Source organism: Streptomyces sp. NBC_01276 (assembly GCF_041435355.1).
In the GTDB taxonomy this organism is placed as follows: domain Bacteria; phylum Actinomycetota; class Actinomycetes; order Streptomycetales; family Streptomycetaceae; genus Streptomyces.
Genome location: NZ_CP108442.1, coordinates 410,331 through 430,935, shown reverse-complemented (window position 1 = coordinate 430,935; position 20,605 = coordinate 410,331). Strand labels below are relative to the sequence as shown.

Genomic DNA, 20,605 nt, shown 5'->3' with positions numbered 1-20,605 from the left:
CCGTGTCAGACGCGGGTGCGGGTCCACTCCAGGAGCCGCTCCGCGGGCCAGGTGTTGACCACCCGGCCGGTGGGCACCCCGCATTCCACGGCCCGCTCGCAGCCGACGATCTGCCAGTCGAGCTGGCCCGGGGCGTGCGCGTCGGTGTCGAGGGCGAAGAAGGTGCCCGCCGCCACGGCCAGGCGCAGCAGCCGGCGGGGCGGGTCCAGCCGCTCGGGCCTGCTGTTGATCTCCACGGCGGTGCCGGACTCCGCGCACGCCGCGAACACCCGGGCGGCGTCGAACTCCGACTCGGGGCGCGTCCGGCCCGTGACGAGGCGTCCCGTGCAGTGTCCGAGCACGTCCATGAGGGGGTTGCGCACCGCCGCCAGGAGCCGGCGCGTCATGGCCGGGGACTCCATCCTCAGCTTCGAGTGCACCGATCCCACCACCAGGTCGAGCTCGTCCAGCAGCTCGGGCTCCTGGTCGAGGGAGCCGTCGGGCAGGATGTCGCACTCGATGCCGGTGAGCAGCCGGAACGGCGCCCACCCCGCGTTCAGCTCCGCCACGGTCCGCAGCTGTTCGCGCAGCCGTTCGGCCGTCAGGCCCCGGGCGACCGTCAGGTGCGGCGAGTGGTCGGTCAGCGCCGCCCAGTCGTGTCCGAGCGCGGCGGCGGCCCTGCCCATGGCCTCGATCGGGCTCCCGCCGTCCGACCAGTCCGAGTGCACGTGGCAGTCCCCGCGAAGGGCCTCGCGCAGCGCCGCGGCGGCGGGGGTGGGCGGCGGTCCCCCGGGCATCGCGGCGACCTCGTCCTCCAGGGCCCGCAGGTACTCCGGGACGTCACCGGCCAGTGCCTCGGTCACCACGCGGGCCGTCTTCGGTCCGATGCCCTTCACCGATTCGAGGGAGCCGGCCGCGGCCCGCTCGGCCGTCTCCCGCTCGCCCATGTGGGTCAGCGCGGCGGCCGCGGTACGGAAGGCCCGCACCCGGTACGTGGGGGCCTGCCCGCGCTCCAGCAGGAAGGCGATCCGGTCCAGCGCCGCCACCGGGTCCATGGGGCACCTCCTCCCGGGCCAGTGTCGCAACGGACCGCCCGCCCCGCGACCGCCCGCCCCGCGACCGGCGCTCCACGAAGGGCGGCCGACGGACCGGCGGTCGGCGACGGGCCGCTCCCGCGGTGGTTCAGCCGCCGGAGGTGAGGGTGAACAGGGCCCCGTCGGGGTCGCGGAGCGCGATGGAGCGTTCCGTCCCGGTCGTCGTGACCACCGAGACGGTGCGTCCGCCGAGGTCGAGGGCGGCTTCCACGGCCGCGTCGAGTTCCGGGACGCGGAAGTGGACGTGCCAGCGGGGCCGGGTGTACGGGTTGTAGGCGCCGGGCTCCACCGGGCCGCTGTCCAGCCGGGCGACCGGATCGCCGTCGTGGCGCAGGACGACCTGCTCCTGCTCGTAGGAGACCTCGCAGCAGCCAGGGCGGCCGGTGGCCCACTCCAGCACCTCGCCGTAGAAGAGCGCGGCGTCGAAGGCGTTGCGGGTGCGCAGTTCCAGCCAGGCCGGGGCCGGTCCCTTGCCCACGCGCCAGCCGGAGGCGACGGGTCCGGCCCAGATCCCGAAGACCGCGCCGTCCAGGTCGGCGACCAGGGCGGCCCGGCCGCCCGAGGGGAAGGAGACCGGACCGACCGCGACCGTCCCGCTGCGCTCGCGGATCCGGCTCGCGGCCACGTCGGCGTCGTCGACGGCGAAGTAAGGGGTCCAGGCCACCGGCACGGCCAGGTCGACGGCCAGGGCGCCGATGCCGGCGACCGGGACGCCGTCCAGCACGGCCACCGAGAACCCCTCGCCGAGCCGCGCGGGCCGGAAGGTCCAGCCGATGACCGCGCCGTAGAAGCGCTGGGAGGCTTCCAGGTCGCGGGCCATCAGGCTCACCCAGCAGGGGGCGCCGAAGACGTCCTTCGCAGAAATTTCCACGGACAAGAAGTAGCGCCCGCCGCCCCCCGGGGCCGTGCAGGCGCGCCAGCGGGTCATCACCACCAGTAGGCGGGGTACCTCGGTGCCTTGCGGCGGATGTGGGAACCGGCGTAACCGGTGAGGACGAGGAGCACGGTGGATCCGAAGAGCAGGGGCACGAACCGGGCGGGCGCCGGGGTCTGCAGGACGGTCACCACGGCGGTGGCCACGGCCGGGGAGTGCGGGGTGCGGGCGAGGGTGAGCAGGGCGAGGGTGAGCCCGGCCGCCAGGGCCGCCGCCCAGGCGCTGCTGCCCGCCGCCGCGAGGACGGCGTATCCCGCGGCGGCGCCGATCAGATGGCCGACGACCACGCCGCGCGGCTGGGCCAGCGGCAGGGTGGGGGCGCTGTGGATCAGGGCGGCACTCGCGGCCAGCGGGGGGATGAGCACCGGCTCGTGGATCATCGCGCCGATCGCGACGAGGGCCAGCAGCACCGTCGTCGCCGCGCTGACGCTGTGGACGGCGGCGGCCGCACTCGGCCGGGCCGGGGCCCGGGGCGCGGTCGGGCGGGAATCGGTGGCGGTGGTGACGGGTGGGGTGGCGGTGGCGGTACCGGGGTTCATCGCAGGGTGGGTTCCGGGGCAGGAGGGCAGGGCGGCGGGGAACAGCGCGGGGAGCCGGGCCGCGGCCCGGTGATCGACCTCGGGCCGGGCCGCGCGTCCGTTCCGTGTACGGCCGACGCGATCCGGCCACGATTTTATCGTTCAGCCGTGCGACGTCGGCGGCGGGGGTGGCCCAGGCATCCGTGCGATGGGCGCGAGAACCCCGGAGCGCAGGCCCCGATCGTGTATGACTGCGGGTGCACGCGCGGACGGAAGGAAGGACCGGCATGACGACCCACCCGGACCCCACCGGGGTTCTGGCCGACCTCGACGCGGTGATCGCGGGTGCCCCCGAAGGGGCCACCGGCGCACTGTGGCGGCTGACCGCCGCGGCACGGGGGCTGGACGCCAACCTGATCCGCCTGCGCCCCGACGCCGTCATCGCGGAGCACGCCGAGCCCGCCCTCGACGTCCTGCTCGTGGTCGTCGACGGCGCCGGGCGGATCGACACCGAGGGCCGCTCCCACCGGCTGCGCCCGCACTCGGCCGTCCTGCTCGCGCGCGGTGCGCGGCGCTCGCTGACCGCGGGCCCACGCGGGATGACGTACCTGACGGTGCACACCCGGCGCCCCGGCCTGGGCATCGGGACGGCCCCCGGCGGGGCCGGCGCCGTCGGAGCCGGCCGTGGCGCGCCCGCCGCGCCCCCGGCCACCGGGCTCCGCGCCGAAAGCGCCGAAAGGGCCGAAGGCGGCGAGGCCGCATGCCTGCTGCACCGGGTCTGCCCCGACTGCGGCCGCCTCGCCACCGAATCCGACGCCCACTACTGCTCCCGGTGCGGTGCGGGGCTCCCCGACTGAGCCCACCCGGGGCGAGCGGCGGAGGTGCCGGGCGGGCGGGCGGGCGGGCGGGTCCGGGGACCTCGGGCCACTGGCGGCCATTGCTACGAAATCGTATAATCCGTAATCGTGAAGTCCGAATCCGTGCCGTCCGACTGGTCCGCCCTCCTCGCGCTCCAGCGGGCCACCCACGCCACCCTCCAGGTGCTCGCCGCGGAGCTGGCCGACCTGGACCTGACCCCCTCCGAGATCAACGCGCTGGCCAACCTGGCAGACGGCCACGCCCGTACCGTGTCCGAACTCGGCGCGGCCGCGGGCACCCGCCCCACCACGCTGACCAGCGTGCTCGACCGCCTGGAACGCCGCGGCCACGTCACCCGGGGCACCCGCCCGGGAGACCGCCGCGCGGTCCTCGTCGAACTCACCCCCTCCGGACGTCGCGCCGCCGCCATCATCCGGCAGGCCGTCACCGGCCTGGAGCGCCGGGCCCTCGCCGGCCTCCCCGACGAAGCGGTCGTCGCCCTGCGCAACGCCCTGAACGCTCTCACCGAGGTGTCCTCATGACCACCCCCGCGCCCGCCCCCGAGCCCGCCGCCCCCGACTTCGCGTCGCTGCTCGCCGAGGTGAAGGAGGCCACCGGCCGCTTCGGCCATCGCGAACACGTCCACCTGACCTGGCTCGCCGTGCGCCGCCTCGGCGTTCCCGCCGCGGCCTGCCTGATCGGCGACGGCATCCGCGCCCTCACGGTCCGCGCGGGCGTGCCCGAGAAGTTCCACGCCACCCTCACCCGGGCCTGGGTGGAGCTCGTGGGCCGCCACGCGGCCGACCCGGACGCGGACGGCTTCGCCCGCTTCGCCGACCGCCACCCCCACCTGTTCGACAAGGAGCTGCCGACCCGCTTCTACCGTCCGGGAACGCTCGACTCCCCGCGGGCGCGGGCCGGCTGGGTCGAACCGGACCTCGCCCCCTTCCCCCGGCAGGGCACCCGCCCGCACCCGGACCCGGCCGGGGACGCCGCCGCGGCCGGGCACCGCCCCACCGCCGCTGCCCGCACGGCCCGGCAGGAGCCGTGACGGAGGAGGACCCCGCGGGCGGACTGGGCGCCGCCGTGGCCGCCGGAGTGCGGGCGCTGCGCGCGGTCGCGCACCTGGACTGGTCCGCCCCGGCGGCGGGACTGGAGTGGAGCTGCCGGGAGACAGCCGTCCACCTGGCGGGTGACCTGACGGGATTCGCCGCGCAGCTCGCGGGCCGGGTCACCGGCTCCTACCTCCCCCTCGCGGTCGGCGCCGCCCCCGGCACCCCGCCCGGCGCCCTGGCCGACCTCGTCGGGGCGAGCGGGCTGCTGCTGGCCGCCGCCGTCCGGGCCGCCCGCCCCGACGACCGGGCCTGGCACCCGGCCGGCCCCGCGGGCCCCGGCGGCTTCGCAGCGATGGGGACCGCCGAACTGCTGATCCACACCCACGACATCCTCAACGGGCTCGGCGTCACCCACTGGCGCGGCGAGGACCCCGCGGCGGCCCGGGTCCTGGACCGGCTCTTCCCGCACGTGCCGCGCTCCGGGCCGGGCGGCCCCTGGGAGACCCTGCTGGCGGCCACCGGCCGGGCCGGCTTCCCGGGTCTGCCCCGGCAGCGGACCTGGCGCTGGTACGGGGACCCGGTCGTGGGCACCGGCGTCGTGCTCTGCGAGATCTCCCCGGCCCTCGCGCGCGACCTGGCCGGCGGCGGCACCGGCGGCTTCACCTGGACGGCCCACGGACCCCCCGAAGGGACGCGCACCGCCGCCGCGTCGGTGCTCCGGGCCCGGGACCGGGGCGCGTACCGGCCGGGCTGGGGACCGTACGCCATCGTGCGTTCCCGCGATCACCGCGCGATCGGCGGGATCGGCTTCCACGCCGCCCCCGACGCCGACGGCCGCGCCGGGATCCGCTACGACCTGGTCCCCTCCGCCCGCGGCCGCGGGCACGCCACCGAGGCCCTGCGCGCGCTGGCCCGCTGGGCCTTCGCCCAGCCCGGCGCGCACGAGCTGTGCGCCGACGTCGACGAGACGGACGAGCCCTCCCGGGCCGTGCTGCGCCGGGCCGGCTTCGAACACCGGGGAGCCGGCCGCTACGCACTGCGCGCGGCGGGGCGCTGACGGACGACCGGGGGCCTCCCGGGTTCGGGTCCCGGGAGGCCGTTCTCGGTGGTCTTCCGACCGCGGATCAGAACCCGCAGTTCGTGACCCACTTGTGCGAGGAGATCCGGTCGTTCCACTCCCACGGGATGTTGCCCGAGGAACCGTTGGGGGCGCAGGTGGAGGCGCCGCCGTAGCCGATGTTCTCGTAGACGCGGACATCGCCGAGCGAGCCCGCGTAGCCGTTGTTCCACCAGGACGAGGCCCGGTCGTTCATGTCGTAGTTGTTCCCGGCGCCGCACGTGCGCCAGTCGGAGTCGTTGCCGCTCCAGCCGCAGGCCGGGCCGCCCCTGTTGGTGTCCGCCCAGACCCAGTAGTTGCCGTCGGCCGCCACGCCGGAGGCGTCGGCCGGGGCCGCCGAGGCGGTGGTGAGGGTCGCGGGTACCGCGAGCAGCGGAAGGGCGAGCGCGCAGGCCAGCATCGTCTTACGGAACTCAGCCATGGGATCCTCCGGATCGTGTCGTGCTGTCGGTGCTGTCGGTGCTGTCGGTGCTTCGGTCGGATTCGGATGGGGACACGACGCGCTCCGCCCTGGGGAGCGCGTCGTTCTGGAGCCTTCGCCTGAGGTCGATCTCGTCCTGGTGGAGCGCGCGGACTTCATCGCCGTAGGTGTGGTCCAGAGTTCGGGAGACCCGGCTCAGCGGGGTGCCGGTCGCGCAGGTCGCCTCGGTGACCGCGAGGGCGGTCTCGGCCGCGTCGGCCCGCTCCGCCGGCAGTTCCTCGGCCAGGGCGGCCGCCGCCCGCCGGGAGGCCTCGGGGGATTCGTACGGGCGCCCGGACGCCCGCATGCAGGCCGCCCACCGCCCGACCGCCTCCGCGTACCGCGGGTCCCGGCGGACCCGCTCCTCCTGCGCGGGGCGGAGGTTCATCGTGACGACCTTGACGCGGAACCAGGCGGCCAGATCCCCGTAGAGCGCGCGCTGGGCCTGCGCGAGGCACCCCTCGGTGCTCGCCGTGAGGGTCATGCCGGTGGGGGCCTCGGCGGAGAGCCCCACCGGCGAGGCCCCCATCAGCGCGGTACGGGCGGCCGCCCGCTCGCGCGCCGACAGCCGGTGGAACCAGCGCTGGTTGGGATCGGCCTGCCGGGCGCGCTCGTCCTCGCGGGCGGCCCGGCCGCCGTAGCCGTTGGCCCGGGCCCACTCCACGTCGTCCACCCCGTACGGGAAGGAGCGATGCTCCCGCGCCGGCGGCTCGGTGACGGCGTACGCGAACCCGCGCTCCGCCATGCAGCGGCTGATCAGGACCTGTTCGGCCCGCGCCAGCAGCCGGGACGCCCCGGCGTCCGGCTCCGGGGCCGCCGCCGCGGAGCGCGGCCCGGGGGCCGGACCGGGATCCGGCCGGGCCGGCCCTCCGCCCGCGCCGCAGCCCGTGAGCGCCGCCAGCGCCACCGCCACGGCCAGGGCGGCCGCCGGGCCCCCTCGTGTTCGCCTCATCCGTACGGTCCTCCTCTCCGGTGCGTTCCGCGGCCGTGCCGTCAGCCCTGCCGTCCGCCGTGGCGACCGCGTGCCCGCCGTGCCACCCGTCCGGGTCACCCCCGTGCCCCGCCGTGCCACCCGTCCGGGTGCCGAGGTGTCCGCAGGCCGGCCGCCGCCGTCCGGACCCAGGTGTAGCCGCCCTCCGTTGTTCGCCGTCGGGGCCCTGGCAGCGAACAAACAATTGCTGAACAATCCACCCCGGACCGCAGCAAAGGGGCCGGGTGGAAGGGGCCGTGCATGGCACGCAAGGAACGTCCGCTGGAAGGCGGGGACGGGCCTCTGCTGGAGTTCGCCACCGCCCTGCGCCGCCTGCGCCACGAGGCCGGATCCCCGCCGTACCGCGACCTGTCCGCGCGCGCCCACTACTCGGTGGCCACCCTCTCCGGGGCCGCCGCGGGCCGCCGGCTGCCCAGCCTGGACGTGACCCTGTCCTACGTGCGCGCCTGCGGCGGCGACCCGGGGGAGTGGGAGCGCCGCTGGCACGCCGTCGCCGTGGAACTCGCGGTCGCATCCCCCGCGCCCGCCGGATCCGGGGACGCGGCGCGGGCCGCCGGCGCGCCCGGGTCCGCGCGGGAGGACGGCCCGGACGGGCTTCCCTACGTCGGACTCGCCGCGTTCCGCGCCGAGGACGCCGGGCTGTTCTTCGGCCGCGAACGCCTCGTCGGGGACCTCTTCACCGCCCTGACCCGCCACCGCGTCGTGGCCCTCGTCGGCGCGTCCGGAGCCGGCAAGTCCTCGCTGCTGCACGCCGGACTGCTGCCCCGGCTGCGCGCCGACGCTCCCGCCCCCACCGTCGGCGTGTTCACCCCCGGACCCCACCCCCTCGACCGGGCCCGGCAGGCCCTGGCCGGCCCCGAGGAGCCCGACTCGGCCGAACGCGTGCTGATCGTCGACCAGTTCGAGGAGGTCTTCACCGTCTGCGCGGACGCCGCCGAACGCGACCGGTTCGTCTCCACCCTCGTCGAGGCCGCCCGGCGCCCCGGCTCCGGCTGCCGCGTGGTCCTCGGCGTGCGCGCCGACTTCTACGCGCACTGCACCCGCCACCCCGAACTCGTCGAGGTGCTCCACGAGGCCCAGATCGTGGTCGGCCCGATGAGCGCCGCCGAACTGCGCCGCGCCGTGGTCGAACCCGCCCGGCGGGCCGGCCTGACCGTCGAGGGGAACCTCCAGGCCACGCTCGTCGCGCACGCCCACGGCCAGGTCGGCGCACTGCCCCTGCTCTCGCACGCCCTGCTGGAGACCTGGAGGCGCCGCCGCGGCGCGGCCCTCACCCTGGACGGCTTCCACGCGGCGGGCGGCTTCGAAGGGGCCCTGGCCCAGTCCGCCGAAGCGCTCCACGCCTCCCTCTCCCCACACCAGCAGACCCTCGCCCGACAGGTGTTCGTCCACCTCATCGCCCTCGGCGAGGGCACCGAGGACACCAAACGGCCCGTCGCGCGCGGGGAACTCGGCCGGGACCCCGATACCCGGACCGTCCTCGCCCGCGCCGCCGCGCTGCGCCTGCTGACCCTGGACCAGGGCGTGGTCGAGCTCACCCACGAGGCCCTGATCCGGGCCTGGCCCCGGCTGCGCGGCTGGATCGGCGACGACCGCGAACGGCTGCGCCGCCACCGCCAGATCGCCGAGGCCGCACGGGCCTGGGAGGGCGTGGGACGCGACCCCGGCGCGCTGCTGCGCGGTACCCGGCTCGCCCTGGCCCGCGAGATCCTCGCCCCGCCCGCCCTCGGACTCTCCGCCGGGGAACGGGAGTTCCTCGACGCCAGCACCGCGGCGGAGGCCGCCGCCGGCCACGCCGCCCGCCGTCGCACCCGCCGGCTGCGCTGCCTGGTCGGCGCGCTCGCCGTGCTCGTCGCGGTGGCCGCCGTCGCCACCGGCAACGCCGTGCGGGCCGAGGGGGAGGTCACCCGCCAGCGCAACGACGCCGTCGCACAGAACCTCGCCGAGACCGCCACCGACGTCGCCGCCACCCAGGCGGGCCTCGCCGTCCAGCTGAGCCTGACCGCCCACCGCCTCTCGCCCACGGCCCGGACCCGCGACAGCCTCCTGTCCACCCTGATGACCTCGCTGCCCGCGCACGACAAGGAGGTCGTCGCCCTCGCCTACCGTCCCGACGGGCGCCAGCTCGCCACCGCCAGCGGGGACCACACCGCCCGCCTGTGGCGCACCCGCGGCACCGACCGGCCCACCCTGGTGGCCACCCTCGCCGGCCACGGGGCCGACCTGCGCGCCGTGGCCTACCGGCCGGACGGCCGCCTCCTGGCCACCGCGTGCGCCGACGGCACCGTCCGGCTGTGGGGCGTGGCCGACCCCGCCCGCCCGGCGGTGTCCGCCGAACTGCCCGCGGACGGCGGTGACGTACGCGCCCTCGCCTTCGCCCCCGACGGCCGGACCCTGGCCACCGCCGGGGCGGACGGCGGCGTACGGCTGTGGGACGTCGGCGATCCCGCCCGGCGGCCGCCCGAGCGGACCGGGCTGCTCACCGGGCACCGTGACACCGTGCGCGCGGTCGCGTTCAGCCCTGACGGGCACGTCCTGGCCACCGCCGGGGAGGACGCCACCGTGCGCCTGACCGACGTCACCGACCGGACCCGGCCCACCGGGCTCGCCGTCGTCACCGGCCACGACACCGCCGTCTTCTCCGTCGCCTTCGCCCCCGACGGCCGCACCCTGGCCACCGCGTCCGGCGGCCGCGCCCCGGTCCGGCTGTGGGACGTCTCCGACCCGCGCGCGCCCGCCCAGGTCGCCGCCCTCACGGGGCACACCGACGTGGTCGGTGCGGTGGCCTTCAGCCCCGACGGGCGCACCCTGGCCTCCGCCGGCGACGACCGCACCGTCCGGCTGTGGAGCCTGCCCCGGGACGGCCGCCCCGCCGCGCTGGCGGTCCTGACCGGGCACACCACCGCCGTCGGCTCGGTCGCCTTCAGCCCCGACGGCACGGCCCTGGCCTCCGGGGGCTTCGACACCACCCTGCGGCTGGCCGACACCGACCTCCACCGGGCCCTCGCGGGGGCCTGCGCGCACACCGGCCCGCGGATCACGCGCGCGCAGTGGTCCTCGTACATGCCCTACCTGGACTACGCGCCGCCGTGCAGCGGTCTCGAACGCCCCTGAACCCCACCCCCACCCCCCCGGCCGCGGGCCCGACCGGCGGCCGGCTCCCCACCCCGGAAGGCGGTTCCCCGCATGGTGAGTTCCCAGGTACCCGTCATCGACCTCGGACCGTGGCGGTCCGGCGACCCCGCCGTGCGCGCCCGGACCGCGGCCCGCGTCGACGAGGCCCTCCAGGCCGCCGGCTTCCTGCTGGTCACCGGCCACGGCGTCGACCCGGAGCTGCCCGCCCGGATCCGGGAGGCGGCCCGCACCTTCTTCCGGCTGCCGCCCGGGACGAAGCGGCCCTACGCCGTCAGCGTCGGCGGGCGCGGCTGGCTCGGCCCCGGCGCCGAGGCCAACAGCTACGCCGAGGGGACGGCCTCCCCGCCCGACCTGAAGGAATCCTGGTCCTGGGCGGCGGACGACCCCACCGGGGTGCCCTCGGTGGACGCCGAGTGGTTCCGGCCCAACGCCTGGCCCGCCGAGGTACCGGAGCTGCGACCGCTGGTGAGCGGATACCTCACGGCCATGCGGGCCCTGTCCGACGAGCTGCTGGAGCTGCTCGCGGTGGCCCTGACGCTGCCCGAGGACCACTTCACCCGGCACACGGGCCACCCCACCTGGGGGTTCAACGTCAACTGGTACCCGGGCGCCGCCACCGTCGGCACGCCCCTGCCCGGCCAGTTCCGCATCGGCCCGCACACCGACTTCGGCACGGTGACGGTCCTGGACCGGGAGCCGGGCGCCGGCGGGCTCCAGATCCACACCGACGCCGAGGGCTGGCAGGACGCCCCGTACGACCCGGCCGCGCTCACCGTCAACATCGGCGACCTGCTGGCCCGCTGGACCGGCGACCGCTGGCGGGCGGGCCGCCACCGCGTCCTCCCGCCGCCCGCGCACGCCCCGGCCGAGGAACTCCTCTCCCTCGTCTACTTCTACGAGTGCGACCCGCACACCCGGGTCGAGTCCCTGCCCGCGCCGCTGGGACGGGTGGTGCACGAGCCGGTCGACTCGCACACCTACCTGCGGGCCAAGCTGGACGCGATCACCGTCTCCTGAGACCGGCCGCCCGACGGCGGGGGAGGGGACCCGATTACCCCTGGTCGGCCGCGTTCGGCAGGATGAGGGCATGACCGAGATCCGTACCCCCCGCCTCATCCTGCGCCGCTGGAGCGACGACGACCTCGTCCCCCTGTCGGAGATCCACGCCGACCCGGAGGTGATGCGCTGGATCGGCGACGGCTCCGTCCTCGACCTGGACGAGACCGCCGAAGCCATCGAGCGGTGGGAGGAGGAATGGGACGACGAGGGCTTCGGCGTGTTCGCCGTCGAACTCCTCGCCTCCGGCGAGCTGATCGGCGCCGTGGGCCTGACCGTCCCCGAGGGCCCGGCCGAGGTGGAGCACGCCGTGGGGATCTGCTGGCGGCTGGGCCGGCCGTTCTGGGGCCAGGGCTACGCCTCCGAAGCCGCGCACGCCACCTTGGAGTTCGCCCTCCAGGACCGCGGCCTGGACCGCGTCGTCGCCGTCAACCGGTCGGGCAACGAGGAATCCGAGAACGTGGTCCGCAAGCTCGGCATGAAGCAGGACGGCAACGTGACCGACCCGGAGTCCGGAGCCCTCCTCGTCCTCCACAGCATCGACCTCACCGAGTACGAGGCCTGACCCGCCCCCGCACGGGCCCCGGCCGTCCGCATCGGCCGATCGGACGACCCCCGGGTCCACCGGACCGCCCTGAGCCCCGCGCCACCGGGCCGACGGCCCGGCGGGGGAGCGGGCACCACCATGGGGCCGGGGCCGGGGTGCGAGCGGCACAGGGACGGACGCTCCGCCCGCCCCGGACCGGAGGAACCGTGGACCCGCGGTTGGCGCACCGGCTCGGCATCCGCCCGGCGACGCTGCTCACGCGGGAGCGGGCCCGACCGGTCGCGCCCCGGCGGAGGTGCCGGCGGGCACGGCCGCCCTCGACACCCATCGGCGGACACCGTAGCGTCAGCCAAAAGTCAGGCTTTGGTAAGTCATAAGGTCTGGTTATGGGGTCATAACCGGGGGGCGGGTGCCGGGTAAGGGTCGCCTTAGTTTAGGGTTCTCTTGATCAGTCAGATTGTCGGTCGAAGGGAACCCAAGTCATGCCTCGCCCTCTGCGGGTAGCAATCGTCGGTGCCGGCCCCGCCGGTATCTACGCGGCCGACGCGCTGCTGAAGTCCGAGGCGGCCGTCGCTCCCGGCGTGTCCATCGACATCTTCGAGCGGATGCCCGCCCCGTTCGGTCTGATCCGGTACGGGGTCGCCCCCGACCACCCCCGCATCAAGGGCATCATCACCGCCCTGCACCAAGTGCTCGACAAGCCCCAGGTCCGCCTGTTCGGGAACGTCGACTACCCGAACGACATCTCCCTCGACGAGCTGCACGCGTTCTACGACGCCGTGATCTTCTCCACGGGCGCCACCGCGGACCGTGCGCTCAGCATCCCGGGCGTCGAGCTCGACGGCTCCTACGGCGCCGCCGACTTCGTCTCCTGGTACGACGGCCACCCCGACGTGCCGCGCACCTGGCCGCTGGAGGCGGAGAAGGTCGCCGTGCTCGGCGTCGGCAACGTCGCCCTCGACGTGGCCCGCATCCTCGCGAAGACGGCCGACGAGCTGCTGCCGACCGAGATCCCGGCGAACGTCTACGACGGCCTGAAGGCCAACAAGGCGCTGGAGGTCCACGTCTTCGGCCGCCGCGGCCCGGCGCAGGCCAAGTTCAGCCCGATGGAGCTGCGCGAGCTCGACCACTCGCCCAACATCGAGGTCATCGTCAACCCCGAGGACATCGACTACGACGAGGGTTCGATCACCACCCGCCGCTCCAACAAGCAGGCGGACATGGTCGCCAAGACCCTGGAGAACTGGGCGATCCGCGACATCGGTGACCGCCCCCACAAGCTGTACCTGCACTTCTTCGAGTCCCCTGCCGAGATCCTCGGTGAGGACGGCCAGGTCGTCGGCCTGCGCACCGAGCGCACCGAGCTCGACGGCACGGGCAACGTCAAGGGCACCGGCGAGTTCACCACCTGGGACGTGCGGTCCGTCTACCGGGCCGTCGGCTACCTCTCCGACGAACTGCCCAAGCTCCCCTGGGACGTGGAGTCCGGCACGGTTCCCGACGAGGGCGGCCGCGTCATCGAGAACGGCGGGCACCTGGCCTCGACGTACGTGACCGGGTGGATCCGGCGCGGCCCGATCGGCCTGATCGGCCACACCAAGGGCGACGCGAACGAGACCGTCGCCAACCTGCTCGCCGACCACGCCGGGGGCCGCCTGCTCACGCCGGCCACCCCCGAGCCGGAGGCGGTCGAGGCCTTCCTCGCCGAGCGGCAGGTCCGCTTCACCACCTGGGAGGGCTGGCACAGGCTCGACGCCGCCGAGAAGGCGCTGGGCGAGCCGCAGGGCCGCGAGCGCGTGAAGATCGTGGAGCGCGAGGAGATGCTCGACGCCAGCGGCGCGTGAACGATCGAGTGGGGCCCGCCGGACGGCGGGCCCCACTCGATCGTCCGGGCTCCCGGGGTGTCCCCGGGAGCCCGGATCAGCCGGTGATGGAGGTGATCTTCTTCGTCTTCAGGTCGGCCTGCACGTGGATCCGGGTGGTGTCGCCGCCTCCCCAGGTCAGGGTGACCGTGGCGTTGGTCTTGCCCGTCCCGCTGCCGGTGGACGTCACCTTCCACTGCGTGGGCACGTTCTGTGCGCGCAGCACGCCGTTGGCGTGGTTGGTCTCCTCCCACCGCCGCAGCTCCTGCCGCAGCGGCTGGGAGAGGTAGAAGGAGCGCAGCTGGTCGGCCGTCTTGCCGTCGCCGTCGTACACGGCGTCGATGTAGGAGCCGTAGAAGTCGGAGATCCGGCTGAAGGCGCCCTCGGGGCTGCCGGACACGGACTGCGGCGGGGCGGCGGTGGCGGACGTACCGGTGACGAGGGCGAAGGAGAGCGCCGCCGCGCAGGCGGTGGCCGCCAGGGCGATGGACGTGGCGCGCTTGTTAGGGAACGTGAACACAGGTGGGTACCTTTCCCCGTTCTGACTGCGTGCCGGTACGGTCCCCGGCACTGCCCTCCAGGACGTGACGCGCCGCCAACCGGTTCTCGGCGTCCGGGGAATGGCCGGAATTAGCTCGTACGGAGGATTTCGAAATTCGGTCCGCCGTCCGGAGGAATGCCGGCGGCCCCCCGGGGGTTCGCACAGACGCGACATCCCACTCCGCACGCACTGGAGAGCTCATGAAGATCGGCATCATCGGCGCCGGGAACATCGGCGGCAACCTCACCCGCCGGCTCACCGCCCTCGGGCACCGGGTCTCCGTCGCGAACTCCCGCGGCCCCCAGACCCTGACCGCCCTCGTGGAGGAGACCGGAGCCACCGCCGTCACCGTCGCGGAGGCCGCGCGGGGCGCCGAGGTCGTGGTGGTCACCATTCCCCTCAAGAACGTCCCCGACCTGCCCGCCGGACTCTTCGACGGGGCCGCCGAGGGCTTCGTCGTCATCGACACCGGCAACTACTACCCGCGCCTGCGCGACGGCCGCATCGCCGCCATCGAGGACGAGGGCCTGACCGAGAGCCGCTGGACCGAACGCCACCTCGGTCACCCGGTGATCAAGGCCTTCAACGGCACCTATGCCGCCGACATCCTGGACCGGCCGCGTCCGGCCGGCGACCCGGACCGCATCGCCATCCCGGTGGCGGGCGACGACGAGGCCGCCAAGAAGACCGTCCGCGCCCTCGTCGACGAGCTCGGCTTCGACACCGTCGACGCCGGCGGTATCGACGACTCCTGGCGCCAGCAGCCCGACACCCCCGTCTACGGACTGCGGGCCGGGGTGGAGGCGGTCACCCGCGCCCTGGCCGAGGCCTCGCCCGTCCGGACGGAGGAATTCCGGGGCTGAGGGCCACCCCGGTTGCAGTAACTCTTCGAGGTTGAACCGTTTCTCTGTGCTACGGTGCCGTTCAGTTGCAGGTGTGGTTCCCAAAGATTTCAAGCGCTCCCGTCGGATTGTCGGACGGGTGCACTTCTTAATTTCCGGATGCTTTCGGACAGGGTCAATCAACACGGCGACGCCGGCGTCGCACAGTGCGGCCCCGGGTACAGCCCCGAAGGAGAATCCATATGGCATCCGGCACCGTGAAGTGGTTCAACGCGGAAAAGGGTTTCGGCTTCATCGAGCAGGACGGCGGCGGCGCCGACGTGTTCGCCCACTACTCGAACATCGCCACCCAGGGCTTCCGTGAGCTCCAGGAGGGCCAGAAGGTGAACTTCGACGTCACGCAGGGTCAGAAGGGCCCGCAGGCCGAGAACATCGTGCCCGCCTGACGCCGACGCACAGCCGAGAGCCGGGGTCCGCACCGATGGTGCGGGCCCCGGCCCCGTTTCCGGCCCCGTTTCCGGCCCCGCCCCCGTTTCCGGCCCCGTTTCCGTTCCCGCCGTGACCGAAGTGTCATGTGCGGACCCGCTGTGCTCGCCTCTGCCCACTGCTACGTTCCTCCGGCATCGGGCACCCGGCACCCGGGAGCCGCAGGAGGGCCGTCATGCACGTCAGATCCCGTCTCGCCGCGGCCGCGGCCGCCGCACTGCTCCTCGGCGCGGCCCTGACCGGCTGCGAGGACGGCACCGCCCCGCCGCGTCCGGCCCCCGCCCCCTCCGGGAACCCCACCGCCTCCTCCCCGGCCCCGCCGCCGGTCGCGCCGGCCGTGAGTGCCCCCACCGCGCCGGCCGCCCCGGTGGACTCGCCGAGCCCGGCCCCGACCCCGAGCCCGCCCCCGGCCGCGGCGCCGCCCCCGGCTCCCGCCACCCGCCTGTCGATGTCCGTCACCACCCCGGGCGGGCGGCTCGACCTCGTCCGCGGCGGCCCCGCGCAGGAGTTCACGGTGACCCTGCGCAACGGCAACTCCGAGGCCTACCGGCACCTGTTGCTCGCCTTCCAGATGGAGGGGCTCGTCCCGGGGCCGGGGGACACCCCGGGCCCGCAGGCCTCCCTCCTGCTGGAGCGCCGGGACCCGGGCACCGGCCGGTGGGGCCCGGCGGAACTGCGCATCGCCGGCGACCTCAAGCCGTACTCCCTCTACGAGGGCGGCTCGTCGCTCTCCCGCGACGCCGTACGCACCGAGCACTACCGGCTGCGCGCCACCGCGGGCGGCCCCACGGGCAGTTCCCCGCTGATGGTCCGCGCCATCGACACCGACGCCCCGGAGGGCACCCCCGAGGAGCGGGAGCGCCCCGCCGCCTCGTCCCTCCCGCACCGCACCCGCCGGGCTTCCTGAACGACCCGCGCCGTTGTCCCGTACTCCTACCGGGGGCGGCGGCGCACCCGGCAGACTGTGCGTCGTGACGACACTGAGCAAAGGCGCCAACCTGCAGGTCGCGGCGGCCTCCGTGAGAGTGGTGCTCGGCTGGCGGCCGGGGCCGGGCGTGCCGGACGTGGACGCGTCGGCCCTGCTGCTCGCGGGCGGCGGGCGGGTCCGTTCCGACGGCGACTTCGTGTTCTACAACCAGCCGGTCCACGCCTCCGGCGCCGTACGCCACCTCGGCAAGCGGCCCGGCGGGGACGCGCTGGAGGTGAACCTGGCGGCCCTGGAGCCGGGCGTCGAACGGGTCGCGCTCTGCGCCTCCGCGGACGGGGGCACCTTCGGCCGGGTTCCCGGACTGCACCTGCTGCTCCTCGACGCGAGCTCCGGGGCCGAACTCGTCCGCTTCGACATGACCGCCGGCCCCGAGACGGCCTTCGTGAGCGGTGAGCTCTACCGGCGGGCCGGCGTCTGGAAGTTCCGGGCGGTGGGGCAGGGTTACGCGAGCGGGCTCGCCGGACTGGCGACGGACTTCGGGATCACCGTCGACGACGCCCCACCGGCGGCGCCGACCGCTCCCGCTCCCGCCCCGGCGACCGCTCCCGCCCCGGCCCCCGTGCCCACCCCCGCCCCGGCGCGTACCCGGCCCGTCGCGCCGGTCGTGGCAGCCCCGAGGCCGCCCGCCGCCGCGCCCGGACCGGCACCCGCCGAACCCGCCCCCGCCGTCCGGATGGTCAAGGGGGAGGAGCGGCTCCCGGAGGACATGCGCGGCCGTCTCTCGCTGCGCAAGCAGCAGGTCGCCGTCAGCCTGAGCAAGAACGGCGCCGCGGGAGTGACCGCGCGGGTGATCCTCGTCCTCGACGCCTCGGGTTCGATGAGCGCGCTCTACTCCCGGGGCACCGTCGCCTCGGTGGTGGAACGGATGGCGGCCGTCGCGGCGCAGCTCGACGACGACGGCGAGATGCAGGCCTGGACCTTCGCGAGCAATCCGGCCCGGCTGCCGGACCTCGTCCTCGGTGACCTCCCGGAATGGCTGCGACTGCACGTGCGCGTCGGCCAGATGAGCCTCTTCGGCCGCAGGAAGCCGCCCCGCGGACTGCTCCCCGGCCAGATCGACATGCGGGAGGTCGGTTTCCAGAACGAGGAGCAGAAGGTGATCGCCGAGGTGCGCGCCTACGTGCGCTCCCACCCTGCTCCGGCGCCGACCCTGGTGCTGTTCTTCTCCGACGGCGGCGTCTACCGCAACGCCGAGATCGAGCGGGAACTGCGCGAGGCCGTGGAGGAGCCGGTGTTCTGGCAGTTCGTGGGTCTGGGCCGGGCCGGCTTCGGCGTGCTGGAGCGCTTCGACACCATGCCGGGGCGCCGGGTCGACAACGTCGGCTTCTTCGCCGTCGACGACATCGACCGGCTCTCGGACGCCGAGCTCTACGACCGGCTGCTTTCGGAGTTCCCCTCCTGGCTGGGGGCGGCCCGGCGGGCGGGCATCCTGCGCTGAACCTCCTTGCGCCGCAGGGCGATCGGACGGATCCGGGGGCGCCCGGACCCTTGACCCCATAGTTGGTCCAGACCAATCATGGGGCGTCCGTCCGTTCGCTCGCGCCCCACCGGGAGCTTCGTTGAGACACCCTTCGCGTTCCGTCCGCTCGTTGACGGCGGCGTTCGCCACCCTCGCCGCCAGTGCCGGGCTCCTCGTCGCGGCAGGCGCGGGCCCCGCGCAGGCGGCGCCGACCCCACTGCCCGCGCACGTCTTCGCGCCCTATTTCGAGGCGTACTCCTCCGACAGCCCCGCCGACCTCGCGCAGAAGTCCGGCGCCAAGTACCTGACCATGGCCTTCGTCCAGACCGAGGCCAAGGGCTCCTGCACCCCTTACTGGAACGGCTCGACGGACCGGCCCATCGCCTCCTCCGTCTTCGGCGCCGACTTCGCGACCCTCCGCTCGCGCGGCGGCGACGTCATCCCCTCCTTCGGCGGCTACGCGGCCGACAACGGCGGCACCGAGATCGCGGACAGCTGCACCAGCGTCGACTCGATCGCCGCCGCCTACCAGAAGGTCATCACCACCTATGACGTCACCCGCCTGGACATGGACATCGAGGACAACTCCCTGACCGACAAGGCCGGGATCGACCGCCGCAACCAGGCCATCAAGAAGGTGCAGGACTGGGCCGCCGCGAGCGGCCGCCCCCTCCAGGTCTCCTACACCCTCCCGACCACCACGAGCGGACTCGCGAGCAGCGGGCTGGCCGTCCTCAAGAGCGCGAAGGCGGCCGGCGCCCGGGTCGACGTCGTCAACCTGATGACCTTCGACTACTACGACGGTGCCGGCCACGACATGGCGGCGGACACCCGGAGCGCCGCCACCGGCCTGTACGGGCAGCTCGCCACGCTGTACCCGGCCAAGACGCCCGCCGAACTGTGGGGCATGGTCGGCGTCACCGAGATGCCCGGCATCGACGACTACGGGCCCGCCGAGACCTTCACCACCGCCGACGCCACCGCCGTCTACGACTGGGCGGTCGCCAAGGGCATCAACACCCTCTCCTTCTGGGCGCTCCAGCGCGACAACGGCGGCTGCCCCGGCACCGGGGGCTCCGACACCTGCTCCGGCATCGCCCAGGACCCCTGGTACTTCACCCACACCTTCGCGCCCTTCACCCGGGACGCGGGACCGGTCGCCGACGACTTCTCGGTCTCCGTCACGCCCGGCTCCGCCTCGGTCGCCCCCGGCGGCAGCACCACCGCCACCGTCGCCACCCGGGTCACCGCGGGCACCCCGCAGCCCGTCGCGCTGACGGTCGCCGGCGCCCCGCCCGGCGTGACGGCCACCGTCGCCCCCGGCTCCGTCACCGCGGGCGGCACCGGCCTGCTCACGGTCGCCGCCTCGGCGTCGGCCCCGCCCGGGACCTACGCGCTCACCGTCACCGGCGCCGGGACCGCGTTCACCCGTACGGCCGCGTTCACGCTCACCGTGTCCGGGCCGGGCGGCGGCAGCGGCGCCCTCGTCAACGGCGGCTTCGAGAGCGGTTCGTTCGCGCCCTGGACCTGCGAGAGCGGCGGCGCCGTGGTGAGCGCCCCCGTGCACGGGGGCGCGTACGCCGTCCGGGCCACCCCCTCCGGTGACCGCACCGGAGAATGCGCGCAGACCCTCACCCTCGCCCCGAACACCGCCTACACGCTCAGCGGCTGGGTCCAGGGCAGCTACGCCTACCTCGGGGTCCGGGGCGGCGCGAACGCCAGTACGTGGACCGGCTCGGCCGCCTGGACCAAGCTGACGGTGCCCTTCACCACCGGCGCCTCCGGCACGGTCACCGTCTACCTGCACGGCTGGTACGGCCAGGGCGCCGTCCTCGGCGACGACCTCGCCGTGAGCTGACCACCCCCGGCCCGCGCCCCCGTCCCCGCCCCGCCGACGGCGGGGACGGGGACGGGGGCGCGCCTCATGCCGCGTGCCCGCCGTCCACGGAGAACTCGGCGCCCGTGACGTACGCGGCCCCGTCCCCGGCCAGGAACGCGACCATGTCCGCGACCTCCTGGGGGCGGCCGAAGCGGCCGAGCGCGGTCAGCGCCGTCTGCGACGGCGCGTAGGGGCCGTCCGCCGGGTTCAGGTCGGTGTCGACCGGGCCCGGGTGGACGATGTTCGCGGTGATGCCGCGTCCGCCGAGCTCGCGGGCGAGGGCCTTGGTGAGGCCCGTGAGCGCCGACTTGCTCATCGCGTACAGGGTTCCGCCGGGGCCCGGCACGCGCTGGGTCATGCAGGTGCCGATGGTGATGATCCGCCCTCCCGGCCCCATCCGCTCGGCCGCGGCCTGCGCGGTCAGGAACGCCCCGCGGACGTTGACCGCGAGGACGCGGTCGACCTGGGCCAGGGTGAGTTCCTCCAGCGGGCCGAGCACCCCGATTCCCGCATTGTTGACGAGTACGTCGAGCCCGCCCAGGGCTCCGGCCGCCCAGTCCGCGGCGCCCGCCGCGTCGCCCGCGTCCCCCGCGTCCGCACGGGCGGCGACGCCCCGGCGGCCCAGGGCCCGGATCCCGTCGACCACCTTCAGCGCCGCCGCCTCGTCGGCGGTGTAGGTGATCGCCACATCAGCGCCCGCCGTGGCCAGGCGCAGCGCGGTGGCCGCGCCGATGCCCCGGCTGCCGCCCGTGACCAGAACCGTCTTGCCGTTCATCTGCCGCTCCTCATGATTGGTTGCGGTTT

Annotated in this window: 20 protein-coding genes; 13 read left to right on the top strand and 7 right to left on the bottom strand. The window is 75.1% G+C overall.

The genetic code is table 11. The features are described from left to right. Nucleotides 1-5 precede the first annotated feature (5 nt). The 3 genes from OG295_RS01700 to OG295_RS01690 all read right to left on the bottom strand — a co-directional run bounded on the left by OG295_RS01700 (nt 6) and on the right by OG295_RS01690 (nt 2,546). Nucleotides 6-1,034 carry a PHP domain-containing protein gene (locus OG295_RS01700; protein WP_371675161.1) on the bottom strand — a complete coding sequence of 343 codons (1,029 nt, stop codon included), beginning with the start codon at nt 1,032-1,034 and terminating at the stop codon, nt 6-8. Nucleotides 1,035-1,161: 127 nt separating this feature from the next. Beyond that, complete coding sequence (locus OG295_RS01695) at nt 1,162-1,893, bottom strand: VOC family protein (RefSeq protein ID WP_371681072.1); 732 nt, start codon at nt 1,891-1,893, stop codon at nt 1,162-1,164. Between the two features lie 107 nt (nt 1,894-2,000). Then, a complete protein-coding gene (locus tag OG295_RS01690) occupies nt 2,001-2,546 on the bottom strand; it encodes an HPP family protein (RefSeq protein ID WP_371675160.1) in 546 nt (181 codons plus the stop codon). 266 nt (nt 2,547-2,812) lie between these two features. Here OG295_RS01690 and OG295_RS01685 point away from each other — a divergent pair, with 266 nt between their 5' ends. The 4 genes from OG295_RS01685 (at nt 2,813) to OG295_RS01670 (ending at nt 5,495) form a co-directional block, all read left to right on the top strand. After that, nucleotides 2,813-3,382 (top strand): hypothetical protein, encoded by a 570-nt coding sequence (locus tag OG295_RS01685; protein ID WP_371675159.1) that lies wholly within the window; start codon nt 2,813-2,815, stop codon nt 3,380-3,382. A 108-nt stretch (nt 3,383-3,490) separates the two neighbouring features. Further along, nucleotides 3,491-3,925: a MarR family winged helix-turn-helix transcriptional regulator gene (locus OG295_RS01680; protein WP_371675158.1), complete on the top strand. Its 435-nt coding sequence runs from the start codon at nt 3,491-3,493 to the stop codon at nt 3,923-3,925. Next, entirely contained in the window at nt 3,922-4,434 is a 513-nt protein-coding gene (locus tag OG295_RS01675; protein WP_371675157.1) for a hypothetical protein, read from the top strand. Before OG295_RS01680 ends, OG295_RS01675 begins: the two co-directional genes overlap by 4 nt. Next, nucleotides 4,431-5,495: a GNAT family N-acetyltransferase gene (locus OG295_RS01670; RefSeq protein ID WP_371675156.1), complete on the top strand. Its 1,065-nt coding sequence runs from the start codon at nt 4,431-4,433 to the stop codon at nt 5,493-5,495. The genes OG295_RS01675 and OG295_RS01670 overlap by 4 nt, the downstream gene beginning before the upstream one ends. Nucleotides 5,496-5,562: 67 nt before the next feature. Here the strand turns inward: OG295_RS01670 and OG295_RS01665 are convergent, their stop codons facing one another. Further along, complete coding sequence (locus OG295_RS01665; RefSeq protein ID WP_266846130.1) at nt 5,563-5,976, bottom strand: peptidase inhibitor family I36 protein; 414 nt, start codon at nt 5,974-5,976, stop codon at nt 5,563-5,565. Further along, nucleotides 5,969-6,967, bottom strand: coding sequence for a hypothetical protein (locus OG295_RS01660; protein ID WP_371675155.1), 999 nt, complete (start codon nt 6,965-6,967; stop codon nt 5,969-5,971). The genes OG295_RS01665 and OG295_RS01660 overlap by 8 nt, the downstream gene beginning before the upstream one ends. A gap of 279 nt (nt 6,968-7,246) precedes the next feature. Between OG295_RS01660 and OG295_RS01655 the strand changes: the two genes are divergently transcribed. The 4 genes from OG295_RS01655 to OG295_RS01640 all read left to right on the top strand — a co-directional run bounded on the left by OG295_RS01655 (nt 7,247) and on the right by OG295_RS01640 (nt 13,588). Further along, entirely contained in the window at nt 7,247-10,120 is a 2,874-nt protein-coding gene (locus tag OG295_RS01655) for a hypothetical protein (RefSeq protein WP_371675154.1), read from the top strand. Between the two features lie 72 nt (nt 10,121-10,192). Continuing rightward, complete coding sequence (locus tag OG295_RS01650; protein WP_371675153.1) at nt 10,193-11,158, top strand: isopenicillin N synthase family dioxygenase; 966 nt, start codon at nt 10,193-10,195, stop codon at nt 11,156-11,158. A gap of 70 nt (nt 11,159-11,228) precedes the next feature. After that, nucleotides 11,229-11,762, top strand: coding sequence for a GNAT family N-acetyltransferase (locus OG295_RS01645; protein WP_371675152.1), 534 nt, complete (start codon nt 11,229-11,231; stop codon nt 11,760-11,762). 464 nt (nt 11,763-12,226) lie between these two features. Continuing rightward, complete coding sequence (locus tag OG295_RS01640; RefSeq protein WP_371675151.1) at nt 12,227-13,588, top strand: FAD-dependent oxidoreductase; 1,362 nt, start codon at nt 12,227-12,229, stop codon at nt 13,586-13,588. Between the two features lie 76 nt (nt 13,589-13,664). Here OG295_RS01640 and OG295_RS01635 read toward each other — a convergent pair whose 3' ends face one another. Further along, nucleotides 13,665-14,126, bottom strand: coding sequence for a hypothetical protein (locus OG295_RS01635; protein WP_371675150.1), 462 nt, complete (start codon nt 14,124-14,126; stop codon nt 13,665-13,667). Nucleotides 14,127-14,347: 221 nt separating this feature from the next. On the opposite strand from OG295_RS01635, the gene OG295_RS01630 reads away from it, so the two are divergent. The 5 genes from OG295_RS01630 to OG295_RS01610 all read left to right on the top strand — a co-directional run bounded on the left by OG295_RS01630 (nt 14,348) and on the right by OG295_RS01610 (nt 19,780). Continuing rightward, a complete protein-coding gene (locus tag OG295_RS01630; RefSeq protein WP_371675149.1) occupies nt 14,348-15,010 on the top strand; it encodes an NADPH-dependent F420 reductase in 663 nt (220 codons plus the stop codon). A gap of 221 nt (nt 15,011-15,231) precedes the next feature. After that, nucleotides 15,232-15,435 (top strand): cold-shock protein, encoded by a 204-nt coding sequence (locus OG295_RS01625; RefSeq protein ID WP_030228921.1) that lies wholly within the window; start codon nt 15,232-15,234, stop codon nt 15,433-15,435. 215 nt (nt 15,436-15,650) lie between these two features. Further along, entirely contained in the window at nt 15,651-16,382 is a 732-nt protein-coding gene (locus tag OG295_RS01620; RefSeq protein WP_371675148.1) for a hypothetical protein, read from the top strand. A 64-nt stretch (nt 16,383-16,446) separates the two neighbouring features. Further along, nucleotides 16,447-17,901 carry a VWA domain-containing protein gene (locus OG295_RS01615; RefSeq protein WP_371675147.1) on the top strand — a complete coding sequence of 485 codons (1,455 nt, stop codon included), beginning with the start codon at nt 16,447-16,449 and terminating at the stop codon, nt 17,899-17,901. A gap of 121 nt (nt 17,902-18,022) precedes the next feature. Next, complete coding sequence (locus OG295_RS01610) at nt 18,023-19,780, top strand: carbohydrate binding domain-containing protein (protein WP_371675146.1); 1,758 nt, start codon at nt 18,023-18,025, stop codon at nt 19,778-19,780. Nucleotides 19,781-19,844: 64 nt separating this feature from the next. On the opposite strand, the gene OG295_RS01605 is transcribed toward OG295_RS01610, so the two are convergent. Further along, nucleotides 19,845-20,576 (bottom strand): SDR family NAD(P)-dependent oxidoreductase, encoded by a 732-nt coding sequence (locus tag OG295_RS01605; RefSeq protein WP_371675145.1) that lies wholly within the window; start codon nt 20,574-20,576, stop codon nt 19,845-19,847. Between the last annotated feature and the right edge of the window lie 29 nt (nt 20,577-20,605).